This window comes from Paraburkholderia sp. 35.1, from assembly GCF_050436525.1.
Taxonomy (GTDB): domain Bacteria; phylum Pseudomonadota; class Gammaproteobacteria; order Burkholderiales; family Burkholderiaceae; genus Paraburkholderia; species Paraburkholderia tuberum.
On sequence record NZ_JBNDMJ010000002.1, the window covers coordinates 392,211 to 413,880 of the forward strand.

The 21,670-nt window shown below is 65.4% G+C and carries 12 protein-coding genes and 1 pseudogene; 9 read left to right on the forward strand and 4 right to left on the reverse strand.

Annotated features, from left to right (window positions below):
• Positions 1 to 115 precede the first annotated feature (115 nt).
• The 5 genes from OKW27_RS07625 (at position 116) to acnA (ending at position 7,221) form a co-directional block, all read left to right on the forward strand.
• A complete protein-coding gene (locus OKW27_RS07625; protein ID WP_429333089.1) occupies positions 116 to 1,132 on the forward strand; it encodes an HpcH/HpaI aldolase/citrate lyase family protein in 1,017 nt (338 codons plus the stop codon).
• A 54-nt stretch (positions 1,133 to 1,186) separates the two neighbouring features.
• Positions 1,187 to 2,374, forward strand: coding sequence for a bifunctional 2-methylcitrate synthase/citrate synthase (prpC, locus tag OKW27_RS07630; RefSeq protein ID WP_429333090.1), 1,188 nt, complete (start codon positions 1,187 to 1,189; stop codon positions 2,372 to 2,374).
• A 101-nt stretch (positions 2,375 to 2,475) separates the two neighbouring features.
• Positions 2,476 to 2,988, forward strand: a complete 513-nt coding sequence (locus OKW27_RS07635) for a hypothetical protein (RefSeq protein WP_429333091.1) — start codon at positions 2,476 to 2,478, stop codon at positions 2,986 to 2,988.
• A gap of 24 nt (positions 2,989 to 3,012) precedes the next feature.
• Positions 3,013 to 4,464 carry a bifunctional 2-methylcitrate dehydratase/aconitate hydratase gene (locus OKW27_RS07640; RefSeq protein ID WP_429333092.1) on the forward strand — a complete coding sequence of 484 codons (1,452 nt, stop codon included), beginning with the start codon at positions 3,013 to 3,015 and terminating at the stop codon, positions 4,462 to 4,464.
• A 42-nt stretch (positions 4,465 to 4,506) separates the two neighbouring features.
• Positions 4,507 to 7,221 (forward strand): aconitate hydratase AcnA, encoded by a 2,715-nt coding sequence (acnA, locus tag OKW27_RS07645; protein ID WP_429333093.1) that lies wholly within the window; start codon positions 4,507 to 4,509, stop codon positions 7,219 to 7,221.
• Positions 7,222 to 7,370: 149 nt separating this feature from the next.
• Here the strand turns inward: acnA and OKW27_RS07650 are convergent, their stop codons facing one another.
• Both OKW27_RS07650 and OKW27_RS07655 read right to left on the reverse strand, forming a co-directional pair.
• The gene (locus OKW27_RS07650) at positions 7,371 to 11,141 is read right to left on the reverse strand and encodes a DUF748 domain-containing protein (RefSeq protein WP_429333094.1); all 3,771 of its coding nucleotides are present in this window, start codon (positions 11,139 to 11,141) and stop codon (positions 7,371 to 7,373) included.
• A 213-nt stretch (positions 11,142 to 11,354) separates the two neighbouring features.
• Entirely contained in the window at positions 11,355 to 12,773 is a 1,419-nt protein-coding gene (locus tag OKW27_RS07655) for a DUF1254 domain-containing protein (RefSeq protein ID WP_429333095.1), read from the reverse strand.
• A 344-nt stretch (positions 12,774 to 13,117) separates the two neighbouring features.
• On the opposite strand from OKW27_RS07655, the gene OKW27_RS07660 reads away from it, so the two are divergent.
• The 3 genes and pseudogenes from OKW27_RS07660 (at position 13,118) to OKW27_RS07670 (ending at position 18,662) form a co-directional block, all read left to right on the forward strand.
• Complete coding sequence (locus OKW27_RS07660) at positions 13,118 to 13,765, forward strand: FMN-binding negative transcriptional regulator (protein WP_429333096.1); 648 nt, start codon at positions 13,118 to 13,120, stop codon at positions 13,763 to 13,765.
• A gap of 94 nt (positions 13,766 to 13,859) precedes the next feature.
• Positions 13,860 to 16,497 (forward strand): annotated as a pseudogene (locus OKW27_RS07665) (heavy metal translocating P-type ATPase).
• 191 nt (positions 16,498 to 16,688) lie between these two features.
• Positions 16,689 to 18,662, forward strand: coding sequence for a methyl-accepting chemotaxis protein (locus tag OKW27_RS07670; protein ID WP_429333097.1), 1,974 nt, complete (start codon positions 16,689 to 16,691; stop codon positions 18,660 to 18,662).
• Between the two features lie 44 nt (positions 18,663 to 18,706).
• Here OKW27_RS07670 and OKW27_RS07675 read toward each other — a convergent pair whose 3' ends face one another.
• On the reverse strand, positions 18,707 to 19,360 hold the full coding sequence (locus tag OKW27_RS07675; RefSeq protein WP_090810346.1) for a glutathione S-transferase family protein: 654 nt from the start codon (positions 19,358 to 19,360) through the stop codon (positions 18,707 to 18,709).
• A gap of 227 nt (positions 19,361 to 19,587) precedes the next feature.
• Here OKW27_RS07675 and OKW27_RS07680 point away from each other — a divergent pair, with 227 nt between their 5' ends.
• Positions 19,588 to 21,021 carry a polyhydroxyalkanoate depolymerase gene (locus OKW27_RS07680; protein WP_429333098.1) on the forward strand — a complete coding sequence of 478 codons (1,434 nt, stop codon included), beginning with the start codon at positions 19,588 to 19,590 and terminating at the stop codon, positions 21,019 to 21,021.
• A gap of 37 nt (positions 21,022 to 21,058) precedes the next feature.
• Here OKW27_RS07680 and OKW27_RS07685 read toward each other — a convergent pair whose 3' ends face one another.
• Positions 21,059 to 21,670, reverse strand: coding sequence for a flavin reductase family protein (locus tag OKW27_RS07685; protein ID WP_429333099.1), 612 nt, complete (start codon positions 21,668 to 21,670; stop codon positions 21,059 to 21,061).

Below are 21,670 nucleotides of genomic sequence, written 5' to 3' on the forward strand. Positions count from 1 at the left end.
CGATCATCGCCATTCGCCTCTGATTCGAACGTGCTTTGCCGTTGCCCGACGGCACTCGCGCAGAGCACGCCCGAATCCGACATCCTTAATTTTCACCACGCCCCACACGCCGAAGATGCGCGTTCTCACACCCGCCGAAGTGCTGTTTGAGGGCGAAGCGCCGCCCGCTGTGCTGCCTGCCTGCGATCACTACGCGGGCAGCGAAAAGCTGATGCTGAAGTCGCTCGCGTTACAGCAGCAACTCGGCCCGGTGTTCGATATCACGCTCGATTGCGAAGACGGCGCGCAGGTCGGCCGCGAGGCTGAGCACGCGGAACTGGTCGCATCGCTACTGGGCAGCGAGCGTGACCGCTTCGGCCGCGTCGGCGTGCGCATCCACGACTTCGCTCACGCGCACTGGCGCGACGACGTACGCCTCATTCTGCGCGCCGCAAAGCGAGCACCCGCTTACATCACGCTGCCGAAAATCCGCAATGTTCACGATGCCGCCGAAATGATCGCGTTCATCGAGGCGACGCGGCGCGAGCTCGGCCTCGCGCAGCCGGTGCCGGTGCAGTTGCTGGTCGAAACCCACGGCGCGCTTACGCGTGTGTTCGAACTCGCCGCGCTGCCGGGCGTCGAGGCGCTGAGCTTCGGCCTGATGGACTTCGTCTCCGCGCACGACGGCGCGATCCCCGATACCGCGATGCGCTCGCCGGGCCAATTCGATCATCCGCTCGTGCGGCGCGCGAAGCTCGAGATTTCGGCGGCCTGCCATGCGTTCGGCAAGGTGCCGTCGCACAACGTCAGCACCGAAGTGCGCGACATGAGCGTTGTCGCGAACGACGCACAGTGCGCCCGCAACGAGTTCGGCTACACGCGCATGTGGAGCATCCACCCCGCGCAGATCGAGGCGATCGTCGCCGCGTTCGCGCCGCGCGACGAAGAAATCGCGACGGCCGCCGAAATCCTGCTGGCCGCGCAGTCCGCGCATTGGGGCCCGACGCGTCATGGCGATACGCTGCACGACCGTGCGAGCTACCGCTATTACTGGTCGGTGCTGCGCCGCGCGCAAACCACCGGCCGCGCTGTTCCACAAGAAGCGGCGCCGCTTTTTGCGCAAGTGGGCGCCAACGGACAGTCGGTGGCATAAGCGACGCGTTTTTCAAACGGCAGCGATGAGCCGGCACACAGGAGAAGGCGGAACATGAGCGAGACGACGCAAGCCGCTGGCGCAACAGGCGGCAACGAAACGCAAAGCGGCTTCAAACCGAAAAAATCCGTCGCGCTGTCGGGCGTGACCGCGGGCAACACCGCGCTGTGCACGGTCGGCAAGACCGGCAACGATCTGCACTATCGCGGCTATGACATTCTCGACATCGCCGAGGCGTGCGAATCCGAGGAGATCGCTTATCTGCTGGTCCACGGCAAGCTGCCGACGCAGGCCGAACTGACCGCGTACAAGACGAAGCTGAAGTCGATGCGCGGCCTGCCCGCCAACGTGAAGGCCGCGCTCGAATGGATTCCGGCCGCCGCGCATCCGATGGACGTGATGCGCACCGGCGTGTCGGTGCTCGGCACCGTGCTGCCGGAGAAAGACGATCACAACCTGCCCGGCGCGCGCGATATCGCCGACAAGCTGATGGCCTCGCTCGGCTCGATGCTGCTGTACTGGTATCACTACTCGCACAACGGCAAGCGCATCGAGGTCGAAACCGACGACGATTCGATCGGCGGTCATTTCCTGCATCTGCTGCATGGCGTCGAGCCGTCGAAGGCGTGGGTCGATGCGATGCACGTCTCGCTGAACCTGTATGCGGAGCACGAGTTCAACGCGTCGACGTTCACCGGCCGCGTGATCGCGGGCACGGGCTCGGACATGTACTCGGCGGTCACCGGCGCGATCGGCGCGCTGCGCGGCCCGAAACACGGCGGCGCCAATGAAGCCGCGTTCGAAATCCAGTCGCGCTACCAGACGCCTGACGAAGCCGAAGCCGACATCCGCCGCCGCGTCGAGAACAAGGAAGTCGTGATCGGCTTTGGCCATCCGGTCTACACGATCTCGGACCCGCGCAACAAGATCATCAAGGAAGTCGCGAAGAAGCTGTCGAAGGAAGCGGGCAACACGAAGCTGTTCTCGATCGCCGAACGGCTCGAATCGGTGATGTGGGACGCGAAGAAGATGTTCCCGAACCTCGACTGGTTCAGCGCGGTGTCGTATCACATGATGGGCGTGCCGACCGCGATGTTCACGCCGCTGTTCGTGATCTCGCGTACGGCAGGATGGAGCGCGCACATCATCGAGCAGCGCGTCGACAACAAGATCATTCGGCCGAGCGCGAATTACACCGGACCCGAGAATTTAAAGTACGTGCCGCTAAATAGGAGAAAATAGCGATCGCTGCGCGCTCCACAGCGCGTGCAGTTCAACCCGCGCGGCCGCCGGACCGGTTGTCCGCGCACTGTTTAACTGATTTTGATAGAAAGGTTTTCTCCATGAAAAAGCTGATGATCGCCGCCATGATTGGCGCCCTGTCCACGACGATGCTGACCGTCGCGACTGACGCCACCGCTGCGGACACGGCCACCACCACGAAGAAGCCGGCCACCAAGGCCGTCGCGAAGCGCCCGGAGCCGCGCCGCCTGATCAAGCGCAAGCCGAATCCGGCGAAGGAAGCGAAGGTCGATCCGATCCCGGAAGGCGCTGAAAAGTGGGCGTGCAAGGACGGCCTTGCTTTCGAAATGAAAGGCGACATGAAGCGTGACCAGATTGTCACGGTTCACTGGGCGAACAAGAACTACAACCTGCCGCGCGAAGCGACCACGACGGGCGCCGACCGCTTCCACGACGCAGCGTCGGGTATGGACCTCGTCGTGATCCCGACGAAGGCCATGCTGTTCCAGGACAAGGACAGCTCGCGTCTCGCCGACGAGTGCAAGACGGTCGCCATGGAAGAGGGCGCGCCGGCTGCAACGCAATCGAACGCGATCAACAAGACCGGCAACTGATTTTCGCCGCCAGGGAAGCCCCCGATGTCCGCCCCGATCTCCAACGTACGACCCGCCCCGGACGCCGTCCTGGCCGATATCGTCGACTACGTGCTGGATTACCGGATCGACAGCGCGCTCGCGCTGGAAACCGCGCGTCATTGCCTGATCGACACGCTCGGTTGCGGACTTGAGGCGCTTACCTACCCAGCCTGCACCAAGCTGATGGGACCGATCGTGGCAGGCACGATCGTCCCCAACGGCGCGAAGGTGCCGGGCACGTCGTTCCAGCTGGACCCGGTTCAGGCGGCCTTCAACATCGGCGCGATGATCCGCTGGCTCGATTTCAACGACACCTGGCTCGCCGCCGAATGGGGCCATCCGTCCGATAACCTCGGTGGCATTCTCGCGACGGCCGACTGGCTCTCGCGCACCGCCATCGAAGCCGGCAAAGCGCCGCTGACGATGAAAGACGTCCTGATCGCCATGATCAAGGCGCACGAAATTCAAGGCTGCATCGCGCTCGAGAACTCGTTCAACAAGGTCGGGCTCGATCATGTGCTGCTCGTCAAGCTAGCGTCGACCGCGGTGGTCGGCCAGCTGATCGGCCTTACGCGCGACGAGCTGATCAACGCGGTATCGCAGGCGCTCGTCGATGGGCAGGCGCTGCGCACCTACCGTCATGCGCCGAACACCGGTTCGCGCAAATCGTGGGCCGCCGGCGACGCGACCTCGCGCGCCGTGCGCCTCGCGCTGATCTCGAAGACCGGCGAGATGGGCTATCCGTCGGTGCTCAGCGCGAAAACGTGGGGCTTCTACGACGTGCTGTTCAACGGCAACGCGTTCCAGTTCCAGCGTCCGTACGGCTCGTACGTGATGGAAAACGTGCTGTTCAAAATCTCGTTTCCGGCCGAGTTCCACGCGCAAACCGCCGTGGAAGCCGCGCTCGCGCTGCATGTGCAGCTCGCCGCCCAGGGCCGGCGCGTCGAAGACATTCGCCGCATCACGATCCGCACCCACGAAGCGGCGATTCGCATCATCGATAAAAAGGGTCCGCTAAACAATCCGGCTGACCGTGATCATTGCATCCAGTACATGATCGCGGTACCGCTGATTTTCGGCCGTCTGACGGCTGCCGATTACGAAGATTCAGTCGCGCAGGACTCGCGTATCGATGCATTGCGCGCGAAGATGGAATGCGTCGAAGACCCACAGTTCACGAAGGACTATCACGACCCGGAGAAGCGTTCGATCGCCAACGCACTGGCGATCGAATTCAACGACGGGTCGAAGTTCGGTGAAGTCGTAGTCGAATACCCGATCGGTCATAAGCGCCGTCGTGAAGACGGTATTCCGTTGCTGGTCGAGAAGTTCAAGACCAACCTCGCGCGGCGCTTTCCGGTCAAGCAACAACTGGCGATTCTCGACGTATCGCTCGACCAGGCCAAGCTCGAAGCGACGCCGGTCAATGAATACGTCGATCTGTACGTCATCTAGGTTGAGTACTGTAGTTCCGCGATCCAAACCAAGGAAAACACCATGGCCCACAACCTCCACAAAACGCTCAAGGAATTCGACAGCGGTTCCGGCAAAGGCAAGTTCTACTCCCTGCCGCAACTCGGCAAGGCTCTGAACCTCAAGATCGACCGCCTGCCGGTCTCGATCCGTATCGTGCTGGAATCGGTGCTGCGCAACTACGACGGCAAGAAAGTCGCCGAAGAACATGTCACGCAACTCGCGAACTGGAAGCCGACCGCGGCGCGCGTCGACGAAATTCCGTTCGTCGTGTCGCGCGTCGTGCTGCAGGACTTCACCGGCGTGCCGCTGCTCGCCGACATCGCCGCGATGCGCGGCGTCGCGAAGGCCATCGGCAAGAACCCGAAGTCGATCGAGCCGCTGGTGCCGGTCGATCTGGTCGTCGACCACTCGGTGCAGATCGACCACTTCCGCGAGAAGAACGCGCTCGACCTGAACATGAAGCTGGAATTCCAGCGCAACAACGAGCGCTATCAGTTCATGAAGTGGGGCATGCAGGCGTTCGACACGTTCAAGGTCGTGCCGCCGGGCGTCGGCATCGTTCACCAGGTGAACCTCGAGTACCTCGCGCGGGGCGTGCACAAGAAGGCCGACGGCGCGGACACCGTGTACTACCCGGATTCACTGGTCGGCACGGACAGCCACACGACGATGATCAACGGCATCGGCGTGGTCGGCTGGGGCGTGGGCGGTATCGAAGCCGAAGCAGGCATGCTCGGCCAGCCGGTGTACTTCCTGACGCCGGACGTCGTCGGTGTGCACCTGAAGGGCAAGCTGATCGAAGGCGTGACTGCGACCGACCTCGTGCTGACGATCACCGAACTGCTGCGTAAGGAGAAGGTCGTCGGCAAGTTCGTCGAGTTCTTCGGCGAAGGCACGCGCTCGCTGTCGGTGCCGGACCGTGCGACGATCGGCAACATGGCGCCGGAATACGGCGCAACGATGGGCTTCTTCCCGGTCGACGAAAAGACCATCGACTTCTTCCACGGCACGGGCCGCACGGACGCGGAAATCGCGGCTTTCGAAAACTACTTCAAGGCGCAGGAGCTGTTCGGCATTCCGGGCGAAGGCGATATCGATTACACGAAGGTCGTCACGCTGGATCTCGCGACGGTCGCGCCGTCGCTGGCAGGCCCGAAGCGTCCGCAGGACCGCATCGAGATCGGCCATGTGAAGTCGACCTTCACCGACCTGTTCTCGAAGCCGGTCGCCGAAAACGGCTTTGCGAAGAAGGCCGCCGATCTCGACGCGCAATACACGACGAGCAACGGCGTCGACGTCAAGAACGGCGACGTGCTGATCGCCGCGATCACGTCGTGCACGAACACGTCGAACCCGAGCGTGCTGCTGGCCGCCGGTCTGCTTGCGAAGAAGGCTGTCGAAGCTGGCCTGACGGTCGCTCCGCACATCAAGACGTCGCTGGCGCCGGGATCGCGTATCGTCACCGAGTACCTGACGAAGACCGACCTGCTGAAGTACCTCGACAAGCTCGGCTTCACGCTGGCCGCTTACGGCTGCACGACCTGTATCGGCAACGCGGGCGACCTGACGCCGGAACTGAACGACGCGATCACGAAGAACGACATCGTCGCGGCAGCGGTGCTGTCGGGCAACCGTAACTTCGAAGCGCGTATCCACCCGAACATCCGCGCGAACTTCCTCGCGTCGCCGCCGCTCGTCGTAGCATACGCGATCGCCGGCAACATCACGCGCGACTTGATGACCGAGCCGGTCGGCAAGGGCAAGGGCGGCAAGGACGTCTACCTCGGCGACATCTGGCCGACCAGCGAAGAAGTCAACGCGCTGCTGAAGTACGCGATGGATGCCGACGCGTTCCGCAAGAACTACTCGCAGCTCACGAAGAAGGGCGACCTGTGGAGCAAGATCGAGGGCGAAGAAGGTCAGGTCTACGACTGGCCGAAGTCGACCTACATCGCCGAGCCGCCGTTCTTCGGCAAGGACTTCTCGATGACGCCGGCTTCCAGCATCGCGCCGGTCAAGGGCGCACGCGCGTTGGGCATCTTCGGTGACTCGGTCACGACCGACCACATCAGCCCGGCAGGCTCGATCAAGGAAGACTCGCCGGCAGGCCGCTGGTTGAAGGAAAACGGCGTGCAAAAGGCCGACTTCAACAGCTACGGCTCGCGGCGCGGTAACCACGACGTGATGATGCGCGGCACGTTCGCGAACGTCCGTATCAAGAACCTGATGATCCCGGCGAAGGCGGATGGCTCGCGCATCGAAGGCGGCCTGACGATTCACCAGCCGAGCGGCGAACAGCTGTCCATCTATGACGCAGCGATGAAGTACATCGCCGCCGATACGCCGACCGTCGTGTTCGCGGGCGAAGAGTACGGCACGGGCTCGTCGCGCGACTGGGCGGCCAAGGGCACGCAACTGCTGGGCGTGAAGGCTGTGGTCGCACGCAGCTTCGAGCGGATCCATCGTTCGAACCTGGTCGGCATGGGCGTTCTGCCGCTGCAGTTCAAGGGCTCGGATAGCGTGCAGTCGCTCGGCATCACCGGCGAAGAAACGTACGACATCGAAGGCCTCGGCGACGACTTCAAGCCGCAACAGGAAGTCACGCTCGTGATCCACGGCAAGGACGGCGACAAGCGCGTTCCGGTGCTGCTGCGTATCGACACGCCGATCGAAGTCGACTACTACAAGCACGGCGGGATTCTGCCGTTCGTGCTGCGCTCGCTGCTGGCTGCTTAAGCCTCGCGGCAACGCATACAGCCTCGCTGTTTTGCAGGGGCTGCGTCCTGTGGAGGGCGCAGCCGACTTTGAAGCCCGACCTCAGGTCGGGCTTTTTTTTATCGGCTCGCTGAACGCCACGGCTCGCGCGCCGCGCCGCGACTCCTCCATCACTTCAAGCCGAAATCGACCCGCGTCGTCGCACCCTTGTCCTTGATGTCGTCGGCATTCATCTTCGGCGCGACGATAAACACGCGGCTGCTGTCGATCTTGCCTTGCAGGTACTGCTGCACACTCTGCGCGCGCCGCTGCGCGAGTTGCCGCAAGCTCGCGTCGTCGATCGGCGCGTTGGCCGCGAGCGCGCTCTTCATGTCGTCGTCGGGCAGCGTCTTCGTCATGCCGATGAAGTTGTGCGGCTTCTTGAAGTCGGAGGACTTGTAGGCCTTGGTCAGATATTTGTCGTACTCTTTCTGATCGACCGTGACCGTCGACGGATCGACGCTCTCACCATTACCCACCGTGTCCTTGATCTTCTGCCGCTTGACCATCTGATCGACGTACTGCGTGCGCAGCGCCGGCTCGTCGACCTTCGGATCGACGCGTCCGATCAGGTCCATGCGGATCGACGGCTTGTCGGTGAGCGCCTTCACGATCGTGTCGAGTTTCTGCTTGTCGGCATCGGTGAGCGTCGCCGAGCCGGCCTCGAATTCGACGTAACCGAGGTCCTCACCATTGCCGCCGAACGCGTGCGCGATCAGCGAGAACGGCGCGGTCACCGCCTTTTCGAGCAGATTGAGCACCGCATGCCAGATCAGCCCGCCGATGCTGAACTCGGGGTTCGACAACGAGCCCGACACTGGCAGGTTCACGTCGATCTCGCCGCGCGAGTTCTTCAGCAGCGAGATCGCGAAACGCACCGGCAGTTTGGTCGCGGTGTCGTTGTCGATGTGATCGCCGAACGTCAGTTGATCGATGAACAGGTGGTTGTTCGCGTTCAGCTGGTCGTTCTCGAGCTTGTAATGCAGATCGACGTTGAGCTTGCCCTTCGTGATCGGATAGCCCGCGTATTTCGCCGAATACGGCGTCAGGTTGGTCAGCTCGATGTCGTGCGCGCTCGCGGTCAGATCGAGCGCCGGTTTCGCGATCAGCGGATTGATGGTGCCGCGGATCGTCAGCGGACCGTTGGCCGCGAGCTTCGCGGCCACGTCGACCGGCGCGGGCGTCGTCGATTCCGTACCGAACGCGCCGATCGTGCCCTGAATGGCGACAAGGTTCGCCGTGTAGTTCGGCTTGACGAAGTTGTCGGTATAGGTCACGCGGCCCTGCTGCAACACCAGTTGCCCGACGTGCATCTTGACCGGGTTTGCTGGCGGCGTCGCGGCCGTGGCGCTGGCGACGGCCGTGGCGGCAGGCTTGCCGGGCGTTGCAGCAGATGCCGCGACCGGCGCCGACGCCGCGACTGCCTCAGACACCGCCTCGGGTGTCAGCGGAACCGGGTGCGAGCCGCTCTTGTCGCGCGTCAGCGACTGCGTCGTACCGCCCTCGTGCGCGACCACATCCTTCAGATTCAGCTTGCCTTGCGCGTCGAGCAGTACACGGCCATAGAACTTCGAGAACGTCACGCGGCCCGCGTCGACCACGGTGCCGTGCTCGTCGTAGTCGGCCTTCAGGTTCGACAGCGCGAGCGAGCCCCAGCCCGCGAACGGGTCCGACGTCACCTTGTCGAGCATGCGCACGGCGACGAGCGCCATGTCGCCGCGAAAGTTCGCTTTCAGCGACTTAGCCTGGGTGACCGCGAGATCGCCGTTCGCGTTCAGCAGCGCGCTTGCGAGCGTCGCGTTCAGCTTGCTGCCGAAGTACGGCTCGAACGCGGCCGCGTCGAGCTGGTTCGCGTTGATCTTGACGGCCAGCTTTAGCGGCGTCGCGGTCACGTCGCCCTTCACGGCGAGCGTGCCCTTCTTGTTCAACGTCGCCTGCAGGTCGACCGGCAGCGGACGGCCCAAGTCGTCGCTGATCTGCCGCACCTTCAGCTGCACCGGCGTAAAGCTCAGCTTGACCGGCTGCGGCGTCGTGTTGTCGGTGAAATCGGCGGTCGCGTCTTTGAGCGTCAATTCGGCGATCTTGTAGCGCCATGCGGGGCCTTCGGCCTGCGCTTGTTTCGCCGCGTGGATCGCCGTGCGCTCCGTCGCCTGTTGATGCGCCCTCGCGAGCGCATCCAGATTGATGGTGCCGTCCTTCAGGCGCTGCGCGTCGACCGCGAGACCGGTTACGTCTACGCTCGTCACGTCGGCCGTGCGCGCCGCGACGTCGACCTGTTTGACTACCACGTTGCCCTGCGCGAGCGAGATCACCGGCGTCTTGCCGCCGCGCGCCGCGAGCTTCACCGCCTGCATGTCCAGCTGCGTGTCCGCGACCGTCAGCGCCATCGGCGACTTCGACCAGTTCGCGTCGATATTCGTCGTCGCGGACAACGCGCCGTCGAGCACCTGCGCGGACGTCGCGGTATCCAGATACGGCTGCAACGGCGGCAGCTTCAGCGACTTCAGATCGAGCTTCGCGCTCGCCGTCTTCGCCGCGAGGCCGACCGTGCCATCGGCGGCGAGCGAACCGCCAATGTTCTTCAGGTTCGTGTTCAGCGTGTAGTGCGCTGGCGCCGACGCGAGCGTCGAGAAATCGGTCAGCGTAACCGCGAGGTTTTGCAGCCCGGCTTCTACCGGATGCGACACGGCTTCGTCGTGTACGTTCACGGTGCCGTCGTTGAGTGTGAAACGTTTGATCGCGACGTCGAACGGCGGGGCCGCCTTTTCGGCGGCGGCGGTTTTGGCGTTGGCATTCGCGTCCGCGGTTTCCTTTGCCGTGGTTTTTTCCGGCGCGGGCGCGAACATATGCTCGACGCTCAATACGCCGTCCTTGTCGCGCGCGAGGCTCGCGCTCGGCGCGTCGATGCGGATATCGTCGAAGTGATAGATGCTCTTCAACGGTTCGAGCGATGCCGCCGCCACATGCACGGCGCGCGCCGCGAAAAACGGCGCCTTGCCCTGATCCTGCACGTTGACGTCGTTCAGATCGACGGTGCCGGCGACGCGCAGCGACGGCGTGTCGTTCGACATCTCGAAGTTCAGCTTCAGGTCGGTGGACAGCTTGCCCGACTGCACGATCACCGGCAGCTTCGACGGCGCGTAAGACACCAGCTTCGGCACGTCGAGCTCGCTGAAGCGCAGCGACACTTCCGACTCGCGCGATGCCGCGAACGGCTTGGTCCTGCCGTCGATCGCGAGCTGACTGTCGCCGTCGATGCGCGCGCGCAGCAACGGCTCGACGAAGATATCGGTCTTCGACGGCAGCGTCGCGATGAACGGAATGCCCAGCTTCCATTGATCGATCACGTGGCTCGTGCCGAGCAGCCGGTCGTCGAACCTGATCTGGCCGTTTTCGACACGAATGTTGGAGACGGAGAACTGCGTCGGCTTGCTATTCGGTTTTGCCGGCTGATTCGCGAATTTCTCGATCAGGTCGCTGAAATTGAAGTGCTGCGCATCGAGGCGAACGATATGAAAGCGCGGCGAATCGACCTGCACTTCGTCGACGATGGGCGCGCCGCGAAACAGCGAACTCCACGACGGCTTCACGATGAGCCGCGAAATATCGACGAAGTCGCCCGCGCCGCCGCGCTCGCCGATATGCACGTTGTCGGCCTCGAAACGCAGTGTGTACGGATTGAGCGCGATGCGGCCGATCGACGCCGGCCGGTCGAGCTGCTTGCTCAGTTGCTGGCTGGCGATGTGGCGAATCAGCGGCGGCGCCGCGAAAAAACCGAGCAGGCCGAACAGGACGACGAAGATCAGCAGACCGACGAGAATCCGTCGCGTACGGCGCGACTGCGCGACTGCGCGCACGGTCTGTATGGAGAAGGCTAACGATGCTTTATTGAGGCTTGCCATGCTCGATGTGGAGGAATGCGGCGGCAAGCCCGCCGCGAAAAACAGAGATCCCGCAAGCGGCAGTATAAGGCGTGAATCAATGGTTAGACAGGAATGTCAGGCCCGCCTTGACGATTCGTGCTGCTGACTGACTGGCTTTCCCGCGAACGAGATTTTCGCGAGCGTCAGATAACGAAACCGGCCGGCGCGCGGTTTGCCCGCGCGCCGTTCACATCATTGCCGCACGACCGGCGGCGGCTGCCAGCTGCCGTCGGTGGCTTGCGGCTTCGGCGCATACAGGCGTAGCACCAGCTGCATGTCCGCGCGCGGTGCGGGCAGCCAGTTACCGGTCCGGCTGCGCGTCGACGACACGACCACGTCGAGCGAACCATCGCGATTGCGGCGCGCGCCATTGCGATCGCCAACCGCGAGCCGCGCCGGCGCGTTCTCGCTCAGCGCGCCATCCTTCGTATACGCGGTGATCGTCCAGAAACCGCGCACGGGCGGCAGCTGGTTCGCCGCGAAGTGGATCACATAGCGATTCGCGCCGTTCAGCGTGTTGCCGTCGCTGTCCTGCGTGACGAACGCGCGTACTTCGTCGTCCTTCGTACCGAGGCCCAACTGTGTGCTCGCCGCATACGCGCGCAACCCATAGTCGGGACCGTAGTTGCCGACGGTATCGCCGAACCAGCTCCAGCCGTTCGCGCTCAGCAGATTCGACGGCGGCGTCGCGACGCGATCGCGACCGTCGGCGAGACCGGCCGCGAGCGCATCGGATGACTTCGGCAGCTTCACAGGATCGCCCGGCGTCACGCCGAGATCGGCGAGAAATTTGAGCGCGTGCGGATCGGCCGGTGTCGGCGGATTGTCAGGCAACGCGTCGGCGAGACGGCCGAAGAAGCCGCTCGCGTCGAGCGCGGCGACCTGCTGCGCCGGCGTGCCGCTCGGGCCCGCGACGCCGCTTGCGTACCCGCGCGGCGGCACCGCCGGCTCCGCGTCGCCGACGAACACGCTCAGCGGCTCCAGACGGATCGCGTGCTGCAGCTTGCGCACCGCGTTCAGATCGTGCGCGCCGTTCGACTGGATGCGCACGCTGATCCATGCGTTGCGCGTCGGCACTTCGACGCGCTTTGCGCCCTTCGGCAGCTCGCCCTTCCAGCCCGGTGCGACGAACGCGATCGTCTGCGCGCGCAAGCCCTTCACGGTGCCCGTGCCCGCGGCGAACTGCGGCCCGGTCGACCACGCGACGTTGGTCCACATGTCGAGCACGCGCGCATCGACATAACGGCCATGCGAATCAGGTAGCGCCAGGATCACCGGCTCGGCGGCAAGGTCGAGCCAGCCGGTCGAGTCGAGCGTGTCGAGGCTCGGCTGCGGCGGATTGGTCGCGCCGATCGGCGGCAGCGCCTGCGCGTGACGCAGCGTGTTGAACGGCGCCTGACCCGGCTCGGTGCCGACCGCCGCATCGCGCGCGGCGCTCATCAGCACGAGCGGATAGCCGAATACGTAGGAGTCGGCGACTTCGTCCTTGATCCAGCCGGTGCGTTGTTGCGTCGCGATGGGGGTCGACGCACAGCTGGCCAGCAGTGCCAGACCCGCGAGCGACGCGCAGGTTCGTTGAAGCAAAAACAGTTCTCGGAGATTTTTTATCATTCGTTCAGAGTGCGGAACGTGCAGTCCTATGGGGGATGCCGGTGTGCAGCGCCTGGTGCATGCGCGGTTCTCCCGAAACACTGCGCAGCGAGTCCGCGGATTGCGATTCCGACAACATCGCGTTGTATCGTATCCTTGCTAGTCAGGCAAGCACAAAGCAGGGAATTGTGGCTGACAGCGCGCAGGCGCGTCACCGATGTGACAATCGGCGTCGCTGTCACATTATGTTCCCGCGCCAACGGCTCGCGCGAGCGCGCCATGCTTTTTTGATTCGCGCATTCGTCGATCCGCCAGCCTGGCCGTTCGCCTCCACTCTTTCGTCCTCCTGCATTCGGAATACTTCAATGTACATGCCCGCCCATTTCGAAGAGAACCGTCCAGGGGTTCTTCATCGCCTGATCGCCGAGCACCCGTTCGGCGCGCTGATTACGCACGGCCCCAACGGGCTCGATGCGAATCATCTGCCGTTCGAGGCGCAGGCGGATGCGGCGGATTCGTCACGTCTGGTGCTGCGCGCGCACGTCGCGCGGGCGAACCCCGTCTGGCAGGAAGCCGCGACCCATCCCGAAGCGCTCGTGATCTTCCAGGGGCCGGCCGCCTATATTTCCCCGAGCTGGTATCCGAGCAAACACGAAACGCACAAGCAGGTGCCGACCTACAACTATATGGTCGTGCATGCACATGGCAGGATCGTGGTGCATGACGATGAATCGTTCGTGCGCGGTCTCGTCGCGCGACTCACGCGCGAGATGGAAGCCGGCGAGCCGGTGCCATGGAAGATGGGCGACGCGCCCGCCGACTACATCGCGCAGATGCTCGGCGCGATCGTCGGTATGGAGATCGAGGTAACGCGGCTCGTCGGCAAATGGAAGCTCGGGCAGAACAAGGCGGCCGAAGACCGGCGCGGCGCCGCGCAAACGCTGCTCGCGCGCGACGGCGATCAACAGAAGGCGGTGGGACAGGCGATGCTCGATGCGCCGCCGGCGTTCTGACGGCGGCCGCATAATCAGCCTTGACCTTCCCGTCATGGGAAGGTCGATACTGGATTCACGATGCGGCCCAATGCCGCCACGAGCCTCGCCTGCCATGACCGCACTTGCCAACCCGCAGCGTCCCGCCGACGCTGCCGCTTCTTCTTCGCCCACGCGCGTCGTCGAACTCGACATCGGCGGGATGACTTGCGCGTCGTGCGCGAGCCGCGTCGAAAAAGCACTGACCAGGCTGCCGGGAGTGGCGCGCGCGTCGGTGAATCTCGCGACCGAGCGCGCCCGCGTGGAAAGCGACGCGACGCTCGGGCCTCAGCAACTGGCCGATGCCGTGCGCAAGGCCGGATACGAAGCGACGCCGGTCGCGAACGCCGAGCTTGCCGCGCCAAGCGCGACGCAAACCGCGACACCCGCCGCGACGCCGGGAACCATTGAACTGGAGATTGGCGGCATGAGCTGCGCAGCCTGCGCGTTGCGCGTCGAAAAAGCGCTCGCGAAGGTGCCTGGGGTCGCGCGCGCGTCGGTCAATCTGGCGACCGAAACCGCCACCGCTCATCCGCAAGGCACCGCATCCGCCGATAGCGGCGCGCTGATCGCCGCCGTCAGGAAAGCCGGCTACGAAGCGACGCTGAGCGCGCCGCCCGCTGCAGCCGCTCCAGCCGAGACAACGGCCGCTATCGCCGCGTCCGGCGACGAAAGCGACATCCTCGACACGACCCACGCCCCCGTCGTCGACCGCAAACGGATTCAAACCCGCCGCGACCTCGCGAGCGTCGTTGCGTCCGCGCTGCTGACGCTGCCGCTCGTCGCACCGATGTTCGGCGAATGGTTCGGCCTCCACGCGATGCTGCCAGCCTGGCTGCAATTCGTGCTCGCGTCGATCGTGCAGTTCATATTCGGCGCGCGCTTCTATCGCGCAGCCTGGCGCGCGGTGCGCGCCGGCGCGGGCAACATGGACCTGCTGGTCGCGCTCGGCACATCGGCGGCGTACGGCATCAGCGTCTACGAACTCGCGATGCATCCGGCCGACACGATGCATCTGTACTTCGAGGCATCGGCGGTCGTGATCACGCTGGTGCGCTTCGGCAAGTGGCTCGAGGCGCGCGCCAAGCGCCAGACCACCGACGCGATCCGCGCGCTCAACGCGCTGCGCCCCGAGCGCGCGCGCATCCGCGACGGCGCCGGCGAACGTGAGGTGCCGCTCGCGCAGGTGCGGGTCGGCACCGTCGTGATCGTGCGGCCGGGCGAGCGCGTACCGGTCGACGGCGCGGTGCTCGAAGGCCGCACGCATATCGACGAAGCGCTGATCACCGGCGAAAGCCTACCGGTGCCGAAACAGACCGGCGACGCCGTCACGGCCGGCTCGATCAACGGCGAAGGCGCGCTCGTGGTGACGACCACCGCGATCGGCGCGGAGACCACACTGGCGCGCATCATCCGGCTCGTCGAAAGCGCGCAGGCCGAGAAGGCGCCGATCCAGCGGCTCGTCGACCGCGTCAGCGAAGTCTTCGTGCCGACGATTCTCGCGCTCGCCGCGCTGACGCTGATCGGCTGGCTGCTCGCCGCCGCGGGCGCGCAAACCGCGATCCTGAACGCGGTCGCGGTGTTGGTGATCGCCTGCCCGTGCGCGCTCGGCCTCGCGACGCCCGCCGCGATCATGGCCGGCACCGGCGTCGCCGCGCGCCACGGCGTGCTGATCAAGGACGCGGAAGCGCTGGAAATCGCGCATCGCGTGTCGATTGTCGCGTTCGACAAAACCGGCACGCTGACGCTCGGCCAACCATCGGTAACGGCGTTCGAGCCGATCGGCGGCTTGAGCCGCGACCAAGCGCTCGCGCTCGCGGCGGCGGTGCAGCAGCATAGCGATCATCCGCTCGCGCGAGCGGTGATGCGCGCGCACGAGGCTCAGCTCGGGCAAATGGCCGGCGAACACAAGGGCGGGCCAAGCGCCACCGCCGCTCGCGCCGTCGCTGGCCGGGGCGTCGAAGCCGACGTCGACGGCCGCACGCTCGCCCTCGGCAGCACGCGCTGGCTGCGCGAGCTCGACCTCGCGCTGCCGACCGCGCTTGCCGCGCGCGCGCAGGCACTCGAAGCGGCGGGCAACACGGTGTCGTGGCTGATGACGCGCGCGCCTCACGCCCCCGAAGCGCTCGCGCTGATCGCGTTCGCGCGACACGGTGAAGCCGACCGCGCGCGCGGCCGTCGCGCGGCTCGCGCAGATGGGCATCCGCAGCGTGCTCGTGACTGGCGACAACCGCGGCAGTGCGGCGAGCGTCGCGCGGGCGCTCGGCATCGACGAATTCCACGCCGAGGTGCTGCCCGACGACAAGGCCCGCGTGATCCGCGACCTGAAGATGCGCCACGCCGGCATCGTCGCGATGGCGGGCGACGGCATCAACGACGCGCCCGCGCTCGCCGCCGCCGACATCGGCATCGCGATGGCCAGCGGCACCGACGTCGCCATGCACGCCGCCGGCATCACGCTGATGCGCGGCGACCCGGCGCTCGTCGCCGACGCGATCGACATCTCCCGCAGAACCTGGCGCAAGATCCAGCAGAACCTGTTCTGGGCATTCGTCTACAACCTGATCGGCATTCCGCTGGCCGCGTTCGGCTTGCTGAATCCGATGCTCGCGGGCGCGGCGATGGCGATTTCGAGCGTCAGCGTCGTCACCAATGCGTTGTTACTGCGGACGTGGCGAAGCGCGCCCGGCCGAACCGTCGATCCGGTGCGCTGAGCAACGCAGCAACACCTTTCGCATTCCGCCTCGTCCTTCTTTCGGGGGCCCGTTGTGGCCCCTTTCATCCCATTACGGGCGGCTTTCAGTCGCCCTAAAGCCGCCGTCTCCCGAGCCGTAAACCAGTAAATCGATGCCGTTCGCGGCCATGCCCGCCCCGCGCGTCGCCTGTCCCCTTTTCGCGCCTGCCCATGAACTCTCTCTTCTTGCGCCGCGCCAGCGTCGGCGCGCGGCTTGCCGTGCTCTCGTGCGTGCTGGTCGCGTTGATTTTCAGCACCTTCGCGTGGGCGTTCGCGCGCGCCGCCGGCGACCAGGTGCGCGACCAGGTGCTCGCCCGCATCGCCGAAAAAGACCGCTCGATCGCCGCGATGATCGAGCTGTTCGACAAGGCGCTGTCGGCCGAAGTCGATCGGTCGATGGCGCTGTTCGCGAGCTTCCTGCCCACCGACTTCTCGCTCGACGACACGCAGAAAGTCGACATCGGGAGCACCGCGACGCCGACTTTCAAGGCCGGCGGCAAGGTGCTGAATCTCGACTTCACGATTCCCGACCAGTTCCTCGAACGCAGCGGCGCGGTCGCGACCGTGTTTGCGCGCAGCGGCGACGACTTCGTGCGCGTGACCACCTCGCTGAAGAAGCAGGACGGCACCCGAGCGGTCGGCACGCTGCTCGACCGCAAGGGGCCGGCGTATGCGCCGCTGCTCGCGAACCGCTCATACACCGGCCTCGCCATGCTGTTCGGCAAGCGCATGATCACGCAGTACCGGCCGATCGCCGACGCGAGCGGCCGCGTGATCGGCGCGCTGTTCGTCGGCGTCGACGTGGACAAGGAGATCCAGTCGGTCCAGGACGGCATTCACGCGCTGAAGATCGGCGCGGGCGGCTATTACTTCGTGCTCGACGCGTCGAGCGGCGCGGAGCGCGGCAAGCTGCTCGTGCATCCGGCCGCCGCGGGCCAGAAAGCCGACGACGCCAACGCGCCGTATCAGCGCATGCTCGACATGAAGCAGGGCGAGCTCGACTACCGCTCGGCCGACTCGACGCTCGGCGAGAGCGACGCCCGCGACAAGTTCGTGTCGTTCGTCACGGTGCCGGAGTGGCAGTGGCTCGTCGGCGGCGTCGCGCCGCGCGACGAAGTGATGGCCGAGGTCGTGCGCACCCGCAACGCCTTCCTGCTGCTCGGCCTCGCGCTGGTCGGCCTGTTCGCGATCGTGTTCCTCGTCGCGGTGCGGCGGCTCGTCAGCCGTCCGCTCGACGAAGCCGCGCGTGCGTCGGAGCGTCTCGCCGCGGGCGATCTGAGCGTGCGCGTCGCGCAGCACGGCCGCGCGCGCGCCGACGAGATCGGCCGCCTGATGCTGGCGATCGACGGCATCGGCGAAGGCCTCGCGCGCATCGTCGCGCAGGTGCGCAACGCGTCGGCCGACATGTCGGCGGGCACCGAGAAGATCGCCACCGGCAGCGGCGACATCGCGATGCGCATCGCGACCCAGGCGAGCAGCCTCGAAGAAACCGCGGCGAGCATGGAGCAGATCACGTCGACCGTGCAGCAGAATGCCGATCACGCGACCGAAGCGAACACCCTCGTCACCCACGCCGCCGACGCCGCGCTCGAAGGCGGCCGCGCGGTCGAGCGCGTGGTGTCGACGATGGGCGAGATCGGCCGCTCGTCGCAGAAGATCGCCGAGATCACGACGGTGATCGAGGGCATCGCCTTCCAGACCAACATCCTCGCGTTGAACGCGGCCGTCGAAGCGGCGCGCGCGGGCGAGCACGGCAAGGGCTTCGCGGTCGTCGCGTCGGAAGTGCGCGCGCTCGCGCAGCGCAGCGCGGCGGCGGTGAAGGAGATCGAGGGGGTGATCGCGGCGTCGAGCGCGAACGTCGACAGCGGTTTTCGCATTGCCGAAGAAGCGAGCGCGACGATGCAGGGAATCGTCACTCAGGTCGGTCAGGTCCGCGCGATCATGAGCGAGATCAATGTCGCGTCGCGCGAGCAGTCGGGCGGCATCGAGCAGGTCAACCTGGCGGTCACGCAGATCGGCGAGGCGACGCAGCAGAATGCGACGATCGTCGTCGATGCGCAAGCCGCGGCGGCCGAGTTGCGCGAGCAAGCTGCGCGGCTCGCGCAGCTGGTCAGCGTGTTCAAGCTCGAAGGCGAGCGCGGCTGACGGATCTGCTTAATGTGGACGGCGGCGGACGGCGGCCGCCGCGCTCAGAACTCGACGTCCAGTTCATCGATCTCCTCGACCTCCTGACGCGCGAGCGCGATCCACTCGCGCATTTCGGGCAGCGCCATGATGCGCTGCCCGTATTCGACCATATCCGGATCGAGTTGCACGTCATAGGTCACGAAACGCGTAACCACCGGTGCGTACATCGCGTCCGCGGCGGTCCGCTCGCCGAACAGGAACGGGCCGCCGTACTCCTTCAGACATTCACGCCAGATCGTCACGATCCGCTCGATATCCGATTGCGCGCGCGCCCATACCTTGAAGCCCGGGAAATGCGCCTTCAGGTTCATCGGCAGCGCCGAACGCAACGACGCAAACCCCGAATGCATCTCGCCGCAGATAGAGCGGCAATGCGCGCGGGCGCGGATCTCGTGCGGCAACAGCGCGGCTTGCGGCTTCAGCTCGTGCAGATATTCGGCGATCGACAGCGTGTCCCAAACCTTGACGCCGTCGTGTACGAGGCATGGCACCAGAATCGACGGCGACAGCAGCAGTAGTTCGGCGCGCGTCGCGGGGTCGTCGATCGGCACCACGATTTCTTCGAACGGCAAGCCGCTGAACTTCGTCAGCAGCCAGCCGCGCAGCGACCACGACGAATAATTCCTGCTGCTTATCGTGAGCGTAGTATTTCCCATACGTGTGTCCTCCAGATCGGGCATCGCGCCGCGCGTGCCTGCACCCATGCACGCCGCGGTGCGCGCGCGCACCAAAACGCGGCAAGGCCGGCCCATTTCGCCTACGCATGCAAGTGATATGCCGACCCACGCAGATATGACGCGATACAGGGCAACGCGCGCCAGCGCCTGGCGCACCACTTGCTTTTATTCGAGTTCCTGTCTTTCTGGCGCATTCGAGTGAAAGTATGAATCTGTTCGCCTATCCTGCCTATCAGGCCTGCGCCGACCTGCTGCTACCGCTGCGGCACGGCGCGGCGCTGGCGAACCGTTCGCTCGATGCATGGTCCGCATTCGCCGCTACGCCGCACGGACGCTCGCTGCGCGCGACGTGCGAACTTCTGATGCTCGGCGGACTCACGCCGAAACGGCCGCCGTTCGGCATCGATAGCGTCGTCACCGAAGGCGAGCCGGTCGCGGTGGTCGAGGAAGTCGTCGCGCGCACGCCGTTCTGCTCGCTGCTGCATTTTCGCAAGGACGCCGTGCTTTCAACGCCGCAGCCGCGCGTGCTGATGATCGCGCCAATGTCGGGCCACTTCGCGACGCTGCTGCGCGCAACCGTGCGCACGATGCTGACCGAGCACGACGTCTATATCACCGACTGGCACAACCCGCGCGACGTACCGCTCGGCGAAGGCCGCTTCGGCTTCGACGAATTCGTGCGCCACGTGATCGACTTCACCGCGACGATCGGGTCCGGCACGCATCTGCTCGCGGTCTGTCAACCGACCGTCGCGGCGCTCGCCGCCGTCGCGCTGATGGCCGCCGACGACCATCCCGCGCAGCCGGCCAGCATGACGCTGATGGCCGGCCCGATCGACACGCGCATCAATCCAACGCGCGTCAACGAACTGGCCAGGAGCCGGCCGATCGAGTGGTTCGAGCGCAATCTGATCAGCGCGGTGCCGTTCGGGTTTGCCGGCGCGCAGCGTCGCGTGTATCCGGGTTTCGTGCAGCTGGCCGCGTTCATGGCGATGAATCCGAGCCGCCACGCCGACTCGTTCGAAACGATGTACTACGAGCGCGGCAAGGGCGATCCGCAGAAAGCCGACACGATTCGCACGTTCTACGAAGAGTACTTCGCGACGATGGATCTGACCGCCGACTTCTATCTGGAGACCGTCGACACCGTGTTCCAGCAGCATGCGCTGCCGTTACGCGCGCTCGAAGTCGAGGGGCGTCTGGTGGAGCCGTCGAAGATTCGCCGCACCGCATTGCTGACCGTGGAAGGTGAAAAGGACGATATCTGCGCGGTCGGTCAGACGCTCGCCGCGCAGGACATGTGCGATCGTCTGCGGCCGTATCTGAAGACGCATCACGTGCAAACGGGCGTCGGCCACTACGGCGTGTTCAGCGGACGTCGCTGGGAGCGGGAGATTTATCCGCGCGTGCGGGCCGTGATTTACGACAATGAACCGCGCGCGGTGCTCGTCAGCTCGCGTGCGCGCCCGATCCAGCCGGTGCCCGCGGCGATTGCGGCGGAAGTCACGGCGGCCGCGCCGGTCGCGGCTGCGGTCGTCGAGGTTGAAGTGGATGCGCCCGTGGGCGGGAGCGGCAACAGTGACTCCGCGGCAATAACGTCCGCGCAGTCCCCACGCAAGCCGCCGCCGGTGACACCCTGAGCGATCCGCTACTCAGCGGAAGCCGCTGAGGGCCAGTTCAGGCCGTTGGCCGGATCATCTGGAACATCTCGCCGATCTGCGCATAGTCGGCGCGATAACCCGCGCGCATGATCGGCTGCGCGGCGTGCGTATCGAACAGGCCGTCCTTCAGATACGCGCCGTCGATATGCACGCCGACCACCTGGCCGAGCGACAGATAGTTGTCCATCGGCTTGCCGTCGACATCATGCAGACGCACGATCTGCAGCAGCTTGCATTCGAGCGCCGCCGGCGATTCGGCCACGTGCGGCACCGCCACGTTGCGGCCCGGCGCCGGCGTGAGCCCGGCCAATGCGAACTCGTCGACCTGCGGCGCGACCGGCGCCGACGAGCGGTTCATCTGCTCCGCGAGCGGCCGGGTGGCGAGATTCCAAACGAATTCGCCGGTCGCCTCGATGTTGGCGAGGCTGTCCTTGCGGCCCTCGCTGCTAAAACCGATGATCGGCGGAAAGGTCGCGAACGCGCCGAAAAAGCTGTATGGCGCGAGATTGAGCGTGCCTTCGGCATCGCGCGACGAAATCCAGCCGATCAGCCGCGGCGCGACGATCGCCTTGAAAGGATCGTGCGGCAGGCCGTGACCGGCGGCGGGATCGTAGAAGTAGTGAGGCAT

What these genes read in the sequence shown, in the direction of transcription:
- OKW27_RS07670 (WP_429333097.1), top strand. Translation starts at nt 16,689, where the DNA reads ATGAACTCTCTCTTCTTGCGCCGCGCCAGCGTCGGCGCGCGGCTTGCC.
- OKW27_RS07640 (WP_429333092.1), top strand. Translation starts at nt 3,013, where the DNA reads ATGTCCGCCCCGATCTCCAACGTACGACCCGCCCCGGACGCCGTCCTG.
- OKW27_RS07650 (WP_429333094.1), bottom strand. Translation starts at nt 11,141, where the DNA reads ATGGCAAGCCTCAATAAAGCATCGTTAGCCTTCTCCATACAGACCGTG.
- acnA (WP_429333093.1), top strand. Translation starts at nt 4,507, where the DNA reads ATGGCCCACAACCTCCACAAAACGCTCAAGGAATTCGACAGCGGTTCC.
- OKW27_RS07625 (WP_429333089.1), top strand. Translation starts at nt 116, where the DNA reads ATGCGCGTTCTCACACCCGCCGAAGTGCTGTTTGAGGGCGAAGCGCCG.
- OKW27_RS07680 (WP_429333098.1), top strand. Translation starts at nt 19,588, where the DNA reads ATGAATCTGTTCGCCTATCCTGCCTATCAGGCCTGCGCCGACCTGCTG.
- OKW27_RS07660 (WP_429333096.1), top strand. Translation starts at nt 13,118, where the DNA reads ATGTACATGCCCGCCCATTTCGAAGAGAACCGTCCAGGGGTTCTTCAT.
- OKW27_RS07655 (WP_429333095.1), bottom strand. Translation starts at nt 12,773, where the DNA reads ATGATAAAAAATCTCCGAGAACTGTTTTTGCTTCAACGAACCTGCGCG.
- OKW27_RS07635 (WP_429333091.1), top strand. Translation starts at nt 2,476, where the DNA reads ATGAAAAAGCTGATGATCGCCGCCATGATTGGCGCCCTGTCCACGACG.
- OKW27_RS07675 (WP_090810346.1), bottom strand. Translation starts at nt 19,360, where the DNA reads ATGGGAAATACTACGCTCACGATAAGCAGCAGGAATTATTCGTCGTGG.
- prpC (WP_429333090.1), top strand. Translation starts at nt 1,187, where the DNA reads ATGAGCGAGACGACGCAAGCCGCTGGCGCAACAGGCGGCAACGAAACG.
- OKW27_RS07685 (WP_429333099.1), bottom strand. Translation starts at nt 21,670, where the DNA reads ATGCCTCACTACTTCTACGATCCCGCCGCCGGTCACGGCCTGCCGCAC.